The sequence below is a fragment of the Pedobacter frigiditerrae genome (assembly GCF_032678705.1).
Lineage (GTDB): Bacteria > Bacteroidota > Bacteroidia > Sphingobacteriales > Sphingobacteriaceae > Pedobacter > Pedobacter frigiditerrae_A.
Genome location: NZ_JAVTSS010000001.1, coordinates 1,291,686 through 1,306,807, shown reverse-complemented (window position 1 = coordinate 1,306,807; position 15,122 = coordinate 1,291,686). Strand labels below are relative to the sequence as shown.

Below are 15,122 nucleotides of genomic sequence, written 5' to 3'. Positions count from 1 at the left end.
CTAATTATTAAAATGTTACCTGTAAACCAAAGTTTACAATCTTCTGTTGAGGATAAGATGAATAGGCTTCTACGGTTCCTGTAGAGTTTATTGATTCTGGATCGATATCATAAATCTTTAATTTAAACCACGTAACTAGGTTAGCCGCATTGGTATAAATCCTTGCATTTTTTAATCCGATTTTATTAACCAGTTTGTTATTAAAATTGTAACCTAACTCAATATTTTTCAGCCTTATATAATCAGTTGGGCGTAACCAAAAAGTAGACATGTCAAAGTTAGGCCCACCTAATCGTGGTAATTCTGCAATGTCCTTTGTCTCTGGTGTCCATCTTTTTAAGTGTATTTCTGATGGAATACCATTTACGTTCCCAATTTGAAACATGGTTGATGCACTTAAGCTACCTTTTGCCGCCCCTTGGAATAGAAGGGAAATATCAAACCCTTTGTAGTTTGCGCCTAGAGAAAAACCATAGTTTATTTGAGGGATATTTGGATTACCTATAGGGCCAATATCACCTTGATCAATCTTTCCATCATTATTAATGTCGGCATACTTTAGATCTCCAGGTTTAACGCTTCTTCCAACAGATGTTGGACTATTAGCGATATCATTAGCATCATTATAATAACCTATATTGGTATAACCATAAATTTGTCCGATAGGTCTTCCTGTTCTCATTAACAATGGATTACCTTGATTATATGGCTCGTCTCTTTCGATAATTTTATTTTTGTAAAGTGAGATGTTACCTTTAAAAAAGTAAGAGAAATTTTTAGAGAAATTATCCTGATAAGATAGATCTAGCTCAAAACCTTTATTGTTAACTATACCCAAATTAACAGGAGGCAAAGTGATCCCAGAAAAATTAGGAACAGTTTCTCTCACGGTTAAGATATCATATCTCCTGTGATCGAAATAATCAAAAGTGATCCCCAATTTACTATTCAACAATTTGATGTCGGTACCGATATCCAGTTTTCTTTCCTGCTCCCATTTCACGTCTGAATTAGCCAAAGCACCAGGTGTAATTCCGTATTGTAAAGTATTGTTATCGCCAAACCAATAAGAGTTTGCAGCAGTTGCAGGTGCATTATAAATTTCTTCGTAGATATATCGGTAAGCACTCGGGAAATCATCAGACCCAACTGTACCTAATGAGCCTCTAATCTTCCAGTAATTGATAAATGGAATAGCTTTTTTAAAGAAAGGTTCTTCACTGATATTCCATGCAGCACTCACCGCTGGGAACAAACCATTTCTTTTACTAGCTTTAAACCTGTCAGTACCATTATAAGCGCCATTTAACTCAATTATATATTTAGATTTATAATTATAACCCGCTCTTAATGAATAACCTCTGAAGTTGGCAGGTACAGTTGCACCAGAAATATCTGTTAATTGATTGTAAACCACTAAACCATATAAATTATGATTTCCTAATTGGCGGTTATAGTCGATTATACCTTGTGTATTAATTTTTCTAAATGGAACACCATAGGTAGTAGCCAATGTTAAAGGCTCTATCCTACTTAGTTCTGGAAATACTGGATCTAAAACATCAGACCCTGTTAAATAAGCAAAAGTTGGAAAACGACCTCTAGTAAGTGACCTGCCAAACTCAACATTATTTGTATAAGCTAAAATTACTCTTGCAGCTAAACCTTTGGTAACAAAATCTAAGTTTTGGTTTGCTTTAATATTGGCATTTAAGTTATTGCTATAATCCCTATTGTAACCAGCATATTGCAAAATACCAACGGGATTTAAGGTTGCTGATTTTCTACCACCATAACTTCCATCAGCATTTTTTACAGGGTAGTTCCAAGGCGTTAATAATCCGCTACTTAATCTTCTCCAAAATGAGATGGCACCACCTGCAAGGACATCTGGCAAGTTTGGTTGATTAACTTCATTAAATCTGGCAGATAAATCTAGTTTTAGCGTAAGTGTTTTAGTTACATTTAAATCGATATTAGACCTAATGTTGTATCTCTTTAAGTAATAGTTACTGTTAAAGTTCTCCTCCTTTGCTATCTCTTTTAATATACCGTTTTGGAAAACACTACCAAGTGCCACAAAATATTTTAAGTTTTGCGTACCGCCAACAATATCAACGTTATTACTTTGCTGTAAGGCACTTTTACGCATTACCTCATCATACCATTTTACGCTTGGATAACGATATGGATCATCACCTAATTTAAAATGATTTAAAGCTTCTTCTGTAACCAAACCAGGATAAGTTAGATTTGGATCCCTACCTTCATTTACTTCTTGTTCTTTTAATAAGGTCAACGCATCATAAGCACCTAAAGGTTTCCTTCTAATTGTTGGCATTTGCATACCAAAATCACTTCTAAAGGTAATTTTTGGTTCAGAAACCGTACCTCTTCTAGTGGTAATAGCAATTACGCCGTTTGCACCCTTTATCCCATAAATAGCTGTAGATGATGCATCTTTTAACAAAGAAACACTCTCAATTTCATTAGAACTTAACTGGCTCAATTGTTCATACGGATATTCTACATCATCAACAATTACAAGCGGTCTATTTGATGCACCTGTGTAGGTACTTATACCCCTGATATAGATATTAGCCGCATCTGCCCCTGGTTGACCACTGGTTTGTTGTTGAAATAAACCAGGTAATCGGCCTGCCAATGCATTCTGAAAACTTGCTGCTGGACTTTGCCTTAATTCTTTACCAGACACTGTACTGGTTGCACCAGCATTAGTGATCTTTTTTTGTGCGGTAAAACCAACTACAACAACCTCATTTAAATTTGAGTTGTCTTCTTTTAAAGTAATTTTTAATGGTTGACTGGTGATTGTGATCACTTTTTTAACATAACCAACAGAACTTACAATTAAGCTCGTACTTCTATCGCCCACTTTGATGTTAAAATTACCATTGGCATCTGTGATAACGATGTTTTTAGGATTTTCTTGTTCTGTAATTGTTGTAGAAATTAAAGGAGTGCCAGTATCATCTACAACTACACCTCTTACCACCTTTGTTTGTGCATAAACCAGATTAGTTAACAGCACAAATAATATTATATTAAGTAATTTTTTCATTATTCTATTTTATGCGTGTAACTAATTAGACCATCCTGGATTTTGAACCATTCTATTGTTAGCCAACATTTCGGCCTGTGGTATAGGATACCAATACATTTTAGAAGCATCGAAAGCAGCATTTACTACATTAAAATAGTTGTAGGTTAGCGCAGTTCCTGTTTTGACAATCTGTACACCCCTAACTGGTTTGTTCAACTCTACTTCTGCTAGTTTCCATCTTCTTAAATCCCATGTTCTATGTTCTTCAAAAGCGAACTCAATGCGGCGTTCATTCTGGATGATGGTGCGTAACTGATCCTTAGTTAAGGTTAATGACAAGCCATACAAATTATTTGCACCAGCTGTTATACCTGCTCTTCTTCTGATTAAAACCAGGTTGTTCACGATATCTGCAACTGCACCACCAGATTCGTTTAAAGCCTCCGCATGATTTAATAGAATCTCTGCATACCTTAATAAAATAACATGGTGGCCTTGGTTCGAGTAAGAAGTTGATGTTTCAAACTTGCCCATGAACTTTCTAAGGTAATATCCAGTTCTCGTCTGTGTTCTGTTTCCACCAGGTTTGTCTTGTCCACCATCAAATGTTTCTACTGGTCTACCCAACCAATTTTTACCATTGTGCATGATAGTTGCCGTTAACCTTGGGTCTCTGTTAGCATAAGGATTATTTGGGTTATATATAGAACCGGCATCAGAAATGGCCTTCCCATCCAGCATTAAAAAAGCATCAACTAAATTTTGCGATGGACTAGTTAAACCAACACCTTGCAAATAACCTATTGGGCCATTGTTAACTTCGATACTTGTATTTAAGGCATTCTCTTTAATAAAGATAAACTCAGTGTTTTTTGTGGCATTGAAATTTGCAATCCAATCGGTTACCAAAGTATAACCCAAGGCTTTTACATCAGCTGCTGCTTGTGCTGCAAGTGCCCACTTTTGAGTATTGTTTGTTGGATTACTTAATGGACTAGCTGCATATAAAAGCACCCTAGATTTTAAGGCTAATGCTGCACCTAGGTTTGCCCTTCCCCAGTCGCCATCAGAAACGGCGTAAGGAAGTAGTAAAGTTTTAATTGCATCTAACTCGCTAACGATATAGGCATAACATTCATCAAGTGAACTTCTAGGTATGTTTATATCATCATCAATAGTATAAACCTTATCGCCAATTAAAGGCACACCACCCCAACGTTTCACTAATTCGAAATAAAAATAAGCCCTTAAAAATCTTGCTTCTGCTTTGAACTGCGTCTTTAACAAATCTGTGGTTGGTACTACATCTATTTTGCTTAAAAAGAGGTTTGCTTTTCTTATGCCTAGGTAATTTCTACGCCAAACATCATCTGGTAAGGTACTAGATGAAATTCTTCCGGTACGGTAAAAATCTGCTTGTGTTCCTATTCTAGATGGTACTGCATCATCAGTTCCTGCATCTAAAAAAGTACCATCAATTCTATTGTACCAATCTGGCAATAACAAATAGGTTCCGTTTAAAAACTGTTTTGCATAATCAGCATTTTTATCTGCAGGATCAAAAATCAAATCCCCTGTTATCCTTTCTAAAGGTTCTGCTTCAAACTTTTTTGTGCAACCAAGCGCCAAGAACAGGCAGGTGATTGCGAAATATTTTTTATAATTATTCATGATTAAGAATTAAAACTGAAGGTTAACACCAAAATTGAATATCCTTTGATTAGGCACACTCCCTAAGAGTACTTCTGGATCTACGTCCTTTAGCTTTGTAGAAGTTAAAAGGTTAAGTCCATTTGCGAATAATCGGACATTAGAAAAGCCAACAAATTTGACCATGTTGCTTGGCAAGCTATAGCCTACTTCTACATTTCTTAACCTCAAATAGCTGCCATCTTTAATCCAGAAAGAAGAAGTTTGGTTATTGTTTGGATTACTTCCAACACTTAAACGTGGATATTCTGCTTGTGCTGCAGTTGCAGGTGTCCATCTTAACAGGCTGCTTTCTAATGCTTGTCCGTAGCCCCCAGTTGAACCAGTTGCAGCAAAATTGGTGAAGTTGTAATAAACGTTCCTGTTTGCCACACCATTTAAGGTAAATGAAAAGTCGAACCCTTTATAATTGAACCCAGCAGTAAGACCGTAATAAAACATCGGTTTAGTACTGCCTATAGCCGTTACATCATTGTTATTGATGATGCCATCATTATTCAAGTCTTTGTATCTTAAATCACCTGGAACAGGCGTATATCCATCAACCTTTGGTCCGTTGTTAATTTCTGTGGCATTATTATAAAAGCCATCAGCTATGTATCCAAAAGTTTGACCAATTGGCAAGCCGGTTCTGTACTCGTAAGCATTATTTCTAAAAGGCTCATCATTAAATACTACTTTACTAGCACTCCAATTACCATTTGCTGAAATGAAATACTTGAAATTGTTGATTTGGTTTTGATAGCCTGCGCCAAGTTCAACACCAGAATATTGACTCTTGCCGATATTTTCTGATGGAAGCACAGCGCCAATTACTGCACTAGCGTTTGTTCTTCTAGTTTGCAGTAAATCGTAAAAGTTGTTTTTATAATAATCTGCAGTAAACCATAACTTATCATTTAACAATGCCGCATCAAATCCTATGTTAAATTTCTTTGCTTTCTCCCAAGTTATATTTGGATTGGCAAGCGTTGATTCGTCTTTTGTATTTGAACTTGTTAATGGATTTCTACTGTAAAAGGTATCTCCATTTTCAAAATTTTGTAGGTATTGGAAATAACCAGCTGCAGCATTTGTAGCGGTTAACCCATAAGAAGCTCTTATTTTTAATGAGTTAACAGTCTTTTTCAAATCGCTAAAGAATGCCTCATTGGCGATATTCCATCCTAATCCAACTGTTGGGAAAACTCCCCATTGGTCTCCCTTTTTATACCTATCATAACCCATATATGATGAGCTAAGCTCCAATAGGTATTTGTTATCATAGTCGTAATTAAACCTACCACTTACAGATTGGTTGACTTGAGATAAAGCACCTCCTAAAACATAGCTATCTCTAACATATAAGAGTTGAGCCTGAAAGGTATTTTTATCTATTGTTTTATTGTAACCTAAATCAAAACGAGAAAATATTTGTCTATTTTGATCGGCAACAGTAGAAGTATTTGCTTGGGTACCATCTCCACCAATGGTATTATAAGTGGTTACCCCTGTAGTCGCGTTAACTACTGGTGTGTATACAGCAAAAGTTTTACTTCTGTTGATGCTCTCGCTATAATAAGAATTAAATGATACCGCTCCACTTGCATATAAACCAGTTATAAACTTGTCTAGCTTTTGTGTTAATGAAATATCTGCTCCTAAATTTCTATTTACCGATGGCCTATAACCCGATTTAATCGCCATTCCATAAAGGTTATTTTGAAACTCTGTATTTCCTCCCAATGAGCCATTTTCATTCAATCTTGGATAGGCATTATTTGGCGTAGTTAAAAATGCGCTATAAATACTAGCTACCGTAGATCCTGGCTGGTTACCATTTCTAATTCTTCCAAATAAGTTTAAGCTAAGTAAAGTACTCTCTGTTAAATCAACATCGATATTACTCCTGAATGAAAATCTTTTGAAGCTATTGTTCGTTTCGTAAGTATTGATGGTTTTATCGGTAATTAAAAACCCATTTTGGTTCAAATAATCTAAATCTACAAAATACCTTGTGGTCTTATTCCCTCCCCTAGCATTTATGTTTTGTCTACTTACCGCTGCAGAGTTCTTTAAAATTTCATCGGCCCAATTTACATTAGGATGCGTAAATGGACTAGTCCCATTTTTATATTTATCTAAATCTGATGCTGTATAAATTGGTTGTCTGCCATCATTTATCAAAGCCTCATTAAATAAGGAAGCGTAGTTAAATGCATCAAGAAATTTAGGTGTATTAATTTGTTGCTGTAAACCGTATTGGCTAGTTACCCTAATTTGCTTAGGTATATTTGCGCCTCGTTTTGTTGTAATTAACAATACACCATCTGCGGCTTTCATGCCATAAAGTGCTGTTCCAAGTGCATCTTTTATTACGGTTATGCTTTCTATTTGTTCTGGATTAATGCTTAAATATGAGCGAGGAACACCATCAATTACAACTAAGGGCGAACGTCCTCTTAAGGAAAGGTTTGGTTCATCAGCACCAGCTTGAAAGCTATTTTGCACTACATACAAACCTGGTAATTTGCCATAAAGCATTAGTCCAACTTGTGGTGTCGGAAAACTAGTCAATTCTTCACCACTAACAATAGCAGATGATGAAATTCTTTTTGCATTTTTTTGCTTCCCAAATAGTACAGGAACCTCGTTACTTGGCAAAGCAACAGCGACAGAATTCTTTAATTTGTTTCTCAATGAATCCCTCACATTTGATAGAGAATCATTTTGAATTTGTTTAGTTTGTTGTTGCGATGAGAATGGCTCTATATAATTTATCTTCTTTGAGGAAGAATTAATGGTTGAGAACGCCAAAGCATCAACACTGTTTGTAAAAAGAAGTACTATTCCAAAAAAAGCGACCAATTTTACAACTGAAGTATATGTTCTATTCATTTAAATTAATTTATTTGGTGATAAATTTGTTTCTTTTTGGCATTTCATCGGTATCGAATAAACACACAGTACAGCCAGTGCAATACTTTTTAAGTACTGCCTTTTCCATAAAAATTAGATTTTAAGATTTTAATAACCCAACACTAATCAACCTTAAATTAATGGGCGATTAATTACAGGATACCTTATAAATGAATAAGATTTAATGTTAAGCTGAAGCTTTTGTTTAACATTAAGTAAAAATGTTTGATTGCTAAAAGCGGTACTTTTAATTGAAGTAAAATTGTTTTCATGTTTTGGTTAGTTTATGGTTTTGTTGGTTATTTGATTTTGCATTGCGTATAAACTAGTTAACAATAAATGTTGGTTTCATTCATTAACTAATACAATGCTTTCTACTTGTCAAAAATAGAAGGGTCGCCTTTCAATAAGGTCGAAAATTGTAAAAGAAAGGGTAGAAAAACTGCAATGTTTCTTCAATTTTGATAAGTTCAAGCTATATTTAACCATTAACTCACAAAGACTTATTTATCCTAATCAAAAGATAAGCTTGTCTAAATTTAAATTATGAAACACTGGTTGAAAGCCTTATTGCTTTTCATATTTGTACTGTTTTTTAAGGTAAGCCATGGGCAGAAAAGGATTTCCTTTAACCATTTATCAATGGAAAATGGCTTATCACAAAATTCTGTCATGGCAATTACGCAAGACAAGAATCAGTTTTTATGGTTTGGTACACGCAGTGGTTTAAACAGGTACGATGGATATAGATTTAAGGTTTATACAAGTTCAGAAAGTCATAGTAGCATTTCAGACAACGTAATTACTTCTTTACTTACAACTAGTAATGGGTCTATTATCGTTGGAACAGAAAATGGTTTAAATTTCTATGATGAAAAAACCGATCAGTTTATACGCGTAAACAAACATCGCTCTGCAAATTCAATAAGCAGTAATGCCATAGAGTGTTTATATGAAGATCCTCAAAAAAATATATGGGTTGGTACTTTAAATGGGCTTAATTTATTAATCGACAAAAAAACACAAAAGTTTAAGACTTTCTATTTTGCCAAGGCTAACTCAGGAAATAACTTAAATAGCATCATCTCTATATTTAAAGACGATAGACAAAATTTGTGGCTAGGCACACAGAACGGTGGTTTAATAAGAATGTTTACCAAAAACGGCAACTATTATCATGAAATATATAAACATGATGTTAGCAATGCAAACAGTATAAGCTCTAATTACATCACAAGTATTACCAACGACCAACAACAGAATTTATGGTTAGGTACAGACAATGGCTTAAACATCTTTAACTATAAGGACAAAGCCTTTAGTCGCTTACAAAAGAATATTAACAGTCCAAATTCGCTAGTAAATAATGATATCAGAAGAATCATTTGTGATAAAACTGGTAATTTATGGATTGGTACACAAGAAGGAATTAGTATTTTAAATCCTGCAACAAAGCAATTTGATAATTACAAGCATGATCCAGAGTTAAAAAGCACGCTAAGTCAAAACTCTACGCACAGTATTTTTCAAGATAAACACGGCTCTATTTATATTGGCTCTTATTACAAAGGACTGAGTGTGGTTTACCCCTATTCTACCAATTTCAATATTTATAAAAACACCACATCTGCCAATAGCATTAGTAGCAATATCATTAGCGTAATGATAGAAGATAAATACAATAACTTATGGATAGGAACTGAAGGTGGAGGATTAAATTATCTTAATAGGGATAATAATACTTTTAGTCATTATTATGCTAATCCAAATAATCCGGCAGCACTAAAAACAAACCTGATTAAAACACTCTTCTTAGATAAGACTGGGCAGTTAATTGTAGGTACACACAGAGGTGGATTATATGTTTTTAATGAACTTACCAAGCAATTCAAAAAAATAGCTAATGTTAAAGACGATAAGAACAACATAGGCACAGCTGAAATTATAGCTATTGCACAAGATAGTTATGGTACAGTTTGGGTGGGCTCAAAAAATGGACTTTCAACGCTGGTTAAACAAAATGGTGAATACCTCGATAAAACCATTAAAAGCCCAATAGAAAAGAAAATAAAAAACAAATACATTCAGGTTGTATTTGAAGACCAAACTAAAAATCTTTGGATTGGAACCACCGCTGGTCTTTATACCTACTTACCTCAAACTGGAAAAGTAAGCTCTTATTATAAAAACACAGATTCGAATAGCTTAAAATCTGATCGTATCAATTGTATCATACAAACCAAAACAGGAAGTATCTGTATTGGAACTTATTTAGGTGGATTAAGTATTTTTAATACAAAAACCAGAACATTTAAAACCTATACTCAAAAAGATGGCTTGCCTAATAATAACATTTTAGGCATTATTGAAGATGACCAAAACAACCTTTGGATAAGTACCGACAAAGGATTATCCAAAATGGAAATCTCCACTAAAAAATTCAATAACTATACTAAAAGTGATGGTTTAGCTGGCAACGATTTTAACTTGAGGTCTTTTCTTAAAGATCGAAATGGCAAACTGTTCTTTGGCGGATATGATGGCATCACATCATTTTATGCAAACCAAATAGAAGTTAACCCCAATGTTGCGAAAATCAGTTTTACAGGCTTAAGATTGTTTAACGAACCAGTGTTGGTAAATGGCCCTGACAATTTACTAACTCAAGATATTAAAGAAACAAAACAACTGGTATTTAAGCATAGCGACAATAATTTCAGTATAGAGTTTGCATTACTAAACTATATTAAGCCAGAAAAAAACAATTATAGTTACAAGCTAATAGGTTACAATAAAAATTGGGTAAACACTAATGTGCCAATTGCTACATACGCCAATCTAACACCTGGCAATTACACGTTTGTGGTAAAAGGAATTAATAATGATGGTAAATCCAGCGGAGAAGCTATACAATTAGCCATTAGAATTCTACCTCCATTTTGGGCAACTTGGTGGGCCTATTTATTATATGCTTTACTTTTTTCTGGCATACTATTCTTAGTTATACGTTATCTGTTTGTGCGTGAGCGATTAAAACAAACTGAAGAGGTACAAAGAATGAAATTAAATTTCTTTACCTACATAGCTCATGAAATTAGAACACCACTTACGCTAATTATTGGCCCTTTAGAAAACTTACTAAGCAATTCTCACCACAATCCTGAGCTTCATAAACAGGTAGTCCCTATTAAACACAATGCAGATCGTTTAATAAGATTGATTACCGAGTTAATGGATTTTAGAAAAGCCGAAACCCATCATCTTAAACTTCACGTTAGCGAAGAGAATATAATTGATTTTGTGAATGAAATCTTCCTTTCATTTGCCCACATTGCTCAGGATAAAAACATTAAATATGAATTTGTTCATCAAATAAACAAAATCAACTTATTCTTCGATAAAATTCAACTCGAAAAAGTAATGTTTAACTTGCTTTCAAATGCATTTAAGTTCAGTGCTTTTGGTGGTACAATTACCTTAACCGTAATTGAAAACGAAAGTGAAATTGAAATTAGCGTGACTGATAATGGCAAAGGTATACCCTTAGAGAGCCAGAAAAATCTTTTCAGCGATTTCTTTCAGGTAGATGAACAAGATACCAGTCAAATTGGTTCGGGAATTGGTTTAGCCTTATCTAAAATGATCATTAAGGCGCATCATGGAGAAATTGGCTTTATAAGTAATCCAGCACTAAATGCAGAAGAAGGATTTACCAAGTTCACCATCCAATTAAAAAAGGGAAAATCTCATTTTAAACAAGAGGAATTTGAGAATGTTAAGGACCATAAACAACTGGTCAATACTTATGCATATAATTATGATGAAAGTCAAGTAAACGAACTCATCAAAACGGAGCATCCAACTGCTAAAGAAACCATATTACTAGTTGAAGATAATACTGAAATCATACAATTTATTTCAAAGCTCATTTCCAATCATTATCAGGTAAAAGAGAGCCTAGATGGACTTAGCGGATGGGAAACAGCCGTTAAAATACTACCAGATTTAATTATTTGCGATGTCATGATGCCCAAAATAGATGGTTTGGAACTTTGTAGAAGGCTAAAAGCAGATGAACGTACCAGTCATATTCCAATTATTATTCTTACCGCACGTTCTTCTCATATACACCATGTTGATGGACTTGAAACCGGTGCAGATTTATACATCACAAAACCATTTAGTCCAGAGCTGTTATTGTTAAGCGTTCGCAACTTATTATTATCTAGGGCGGCAGTTAGACAACGATATTTAAAGTATTCCAATCTAGAACCTGGAGATGTTATTTTAAATTCTACAGATGAAGTCTTCATGTCGAAGCTATTAAATTATATAGATGAGCATATTGCTGATGAAAATTTTGGTGTATCAGAGTTAGCTTCAAAAATCGGCATGAGCCGACCGGTTTTATATAAAAAAATAAGAATGCTGACAGACTTATCAGTTAATGATTTTGTGAAATCTGTTCGTTTAAAAAAAGCTAGGCAATTGTTTTTACAAAATAGATATACCATTTATGAAGTTGCTTACCAAGTGGGCTTTAACGATCCGAAATACTTTAGTAGAGAGTTTAAAAAACAATTTGGCGAAAGTCCTCGAGAAGTAATGAACAATACCACAGATAATGGAAAATTGGAGTAATCATCAATAAATACGCCTGTATTAGCGCAAAGATTGCGAATTTTCTACCTCTTCTTTTACAATAATCAACCCCATTGAACCTTACTAGCGCTTAAATTAGCTAAGCTGAAGCATACAAAAAATGGAAGATTATTTAATATTAGAAATAGAAGAATTTCAAGCTCGAACCAAGAACTCCTTAATACAAATTGGCATAACACACATTAGTAATTTGACTTGTTTAAGCGCAAGAGACTTACGATTTATTTATGGGATTGGTAAAAAGGGTAGAGAAACAATTTTAGAATTTTGCCTTAAAAACGGTATACAACTTAGCGAAAGAGATTACTATTTAGATGTATAGTATGAATCTCAGCTTAATTTATAACAAAAATAGCTAATGTTTGTTCCTTCTGTTCTTTGTATTGAGTTCCTTACCTCTCTCCGCTGATTTTGCTTATATTTGTTTAAGCCAATATAACAACCTTGCCCCCTATGGAGAAACCTTCATCCCTAATGGAGAACATTATTTCTGTATCGCCTTTGCCGACGGCAGTAGTAGATACTAATATGCGCTACCTAGCAGTTTCAGAAAAATGGATCTCTTTTTATAATCTTCAGAACATTCCATTAATTGGCAGATCGCACTATGAAGTTTTCCCAGAGATTAATGATACTTGGAAGGATATACATGCATCATGTTTAAAAGGAAATGACCAAACCTGCGAAAGTGATAGGTTTGAACGAGCCGATGGCACTGTAATGTATATTAAATGGGAAGTAAGGCATTTTTTAGGCAACGACGGGAAGATTGCGGGAATGATGATGACGAGTGAGGACGTAACCCAAAGTACTGGTACTTTGATTAATGAAAATCGTTTCCAGCTTTTCATGGAGAATTTCCCTGGGCTTTGTTGGATATCTGGCGAGGACCTAACGCTTAAATATGCAAATAAAAGTTTTTATGAAACACTACATCTTTCTGAAGATATTATAGGAAAGAATAGTGAAGCGATATTTGGCCATGGCATCGCAGTCATTGCAAGCGAGCAGAATAAACAAGTATTGTCTACAGGTAAGGTAATCGAGTTTCAACAAACACTACGTAACGAGCAAGGACATCCACAGGTTTACAAGGTTTACAAATTTCCATTTTCAGATGTAAAATTGGAAGAAAGAATGGTTGGCGCTATTGCATTTGACATCACTAAAAGTACCTTACTTCGCCAAGAACTAGACAAGAGTGAAGCGCAGTTCAAGCTTGCCTTCGAATATTCGCTTATCGGCATGGCGTTAATTAATCCAGATGGCCGTTTAAAAAGAGTAAACAGGAGCCTTTGCCAAATGTTAGGCTATACAGAAAAGGAAATTAAAAATCTAACTGTACAGGATCTAACCCATCCAGAAGATCGAGCGAAAACCTTCGCTATGCTAGAAGATTTCGCCAGTGGCAAGATGGAGCAGGTTAAATATGAAAAGCGTTATCTTCATAAAAATGGAAATATTATTTGGGTGATTATTGCCGCTACCATGCTGCATGACCACAATGGGCTACCATTATATTATGTTTCACAAATTGAAGACATTACCAAGAGGAAGGAAATTGAAAACGACTTAGTGCTGAGTGAGAAAAAATACAGAACCATCTTTGAAAATGTGCAAGATGTATTCTACCAGACAGATCAGCAAGGATTAGTCATCGAAATAAGCCCTTCCATAGAACAATATTCAGGCTTTTCAAGAAGGGAGATTATTGGCAAGCCTGTATCCGACTTCTATTTTTATCCGCAAGATAGGGAACGGATCATGGAAAGCTTAATAACCAATGGTTACGTAATTGATTTTGAAGTTAGGTTAAAAACAAAAGACCATGAACTTCGCTACGCATCAGTAAATGCCAGATTGATTATTGAAAATGGATCTATTGTGGCAACTGAAGGAAGTATGAGAGATGTAACGACGAGAAAGTATCAAGAAAATGCATTAAAAGCATTAAACTCTGAGCTTACTGCATCTAACCAACAAAAGAATAAGTTACTTTCTATTATTGGCCACGATTTACGAAATCCAATTTCTGGTAGTTTGCAGCTTTTGGGACTAACAATTGACAGTTTATCTGAAATAGATCAGGATCAACTTAAAGAGTACCTTGAAGCAATGAAAAAGGGACTGTCTAGTGCTAATGAATTATTAGAAGATTTATTAGACTGGGCGAAATCTCAATTTAACGCAGCTACCTTTGCACCAGTTGAAATTGATGATGTGCGAGATTTGCTCGACAGAGCCATACAAACTATTGGTCCGTTGGCTGCTAAAAAGAACATCAACCTTGTAATCGACTTAAAAGAAATGATTTCTTTAAAAGCTGATAAAGCGATGCTCGAAACAATCATTCGTAATTTATTAACCAATGCCATAAAGTTTACATCGCCCAATGGCACAGTAACCTTAAGTGTTACTCCGCAAGAAATGGCGACCAAATTTTGTATAAGCGATACTGGTATTGGAATTCCGAAAGAACGAATAGCCTTACTGTTCGGTCAGACTGCTTTTAGCACATTTGGCACCGCCGATGAAAAAGGAACAGGAATGGGATTAGGTCTGTGTTATGATTTTGTTACCAAGCATAAAGGACAAATTTGGGCAGAAAGTGAAATAGGAAAAGGTAGTTGTTTCTGCTTCACAATACCAAAAATTGATGATTTCGATTGACAAATCGTTTTTCTGGATGCAACTTTTGGAACAAAGATGCCTGATGTTTAATTCCATTTACATCTAAATCCATTATATTTTTCTTTTTGCTAAACTCATACAATCATTTTAATAAGTG

General features: G+C 34.7%; 6 protein-coding genes. 3 read left to right on the top strand and 3 right to left on the bottom strand.

Annotated features, from left to right (window positions below; translation table 11 throughout):
* Positions 1-7: 7 nt before the first annotated feature.
* The 3 genes from R2Q59_RS05125 to R2Q59_RS05115 are packed head-to-tail and all read right to left on the bottom strand — an operon-like array spanning position 8 to position 7,651.
* A complete protein-coding gene (locus R2Q59_RS05125) occupies positions 8-3,082 on the bottom strand; it encodes a TonB-dependent receptor (protein WP_316784155.1) in 3,075 nt (1,024 codons plus the stop codon).
* Between the two features lie 21 nt (positions 3,083-3,103).
* Positions 3,104-4,735, bottom strand: coding sequence for a RagB/SusD family nutrient uptake outer membrane protein (locus tag R2Q59_RS05120; protein WP_316784153.1), 1,632 nt, complete (start codon positions 4,733-4,735; stop codon positions 3,104-3,106).
* Between the two features lie 9 nt (positions 4,736-4,744).
* Entirely contained in the window at positions 4,745-7,651 is a 2,907-nt protein-coding gene (locus R2Q59_RS05115; RefSeq protein WP_316784151.1) for a SusC/RagA family TonB-linked outer membrane protein, read from the bottom strand.
* Between the two features lie 567 nt (positions 7,652-8,218).
* On the opposite strand from R2Q59_RS05115, the gene R2Q59_RS05110 reads away from it, so the two are divergent.
* The 3 genes from R2Q59_RS05110 to R2Q59_RS05100 all read left to right on the top strand — a co-directional run bounded on the left by R2Q59_RS05110 (position 8,219) and on the right by R2Q59_RS05100 (position 15,004).
* Complete coding sequence (locus R2Q59_RS05110; RefSeq protein ID WP_316784149.1) at positions 8,219-12,313, top strand: two-component regulator propeller domain-containing protein; 4,095 nt, start codon at positions 8,219-8,221, stop codon at positions 12,311-12,313.
* 121 nt (positions 12,314-12,434) lie between these two features.
* Positions 12,435-12,656: a hypothetical protein gene (locus R2Q59_RS05105; RefSeq protein ID WP_316784147.1), complete on the top strand. Its 222-nt coding sequence runs from the start codon at positions 12,435-12,437 to the stop codon at positions 12,654-12,656.
* A 131-nt stretch (positions 12,657-12,787) separates the two neighbouring features.
* Positions 12,788-15,004, top strand: coding sequence for a PAS domain S-box protein (locus R2Q59_RS05100; RefSeq protein WP_316784145.1), 2,217 nt, complete (start codon positions 12,788-12,790; stop codon positions 15,002-15,004).
* Positions 15,005-15,122: the final 118 nt, after the last annotated feature.

What these genes read in the sequence shown, in the direction of transcription:
- R2Q59_RS05125 (WP_316784155.1), bottom strand. Translation starts at nt 3,082, where the DNA reads ATGAAAAAATTACTTAATATAATATTATTTGTGCTGTTAACTAATCTG.
- R2Q59_RS05120 (WP_316784153.1), bottom strand. Translation starts at nt 4,735, where the DNA reads ATGAATAATTATAAAAAATATTTCGCAATCACCTGCCTGTTCTTGGCG.
- R2Q59_RS05115 (WP_316784151.1), bottom strand. Translation starts at nt 7,651, where the DNA reads ATGAATAGAACATATACTTCAGTTGTAAAATTGGTCGCTTTTTTTGGA.
- R2Q59_RS05110 (WP_316784149.1), top strand. Translation starts at nt 8,219, where the DNA reads ATGAAACACTGGTTGAAAGCCTTATTGCTTTTCATATTTGTACTGTTT.
- R2Q59_RS05105 (WP_316784147.1), top strand. Translation starts at nt 12,435, where the DNA reads ATGGAAGATTATTTAATATTAGAAATAGAAGAATTTCAAGCTCGAACC.
- R2Q59_RS05100 (WP_316784145.1), top strand. Translation starts at nt 12,788, where the DNA reads ATGGAGAAACCTTCATCCCTAATGGAGAACATTATTTCTGTATCGCCT.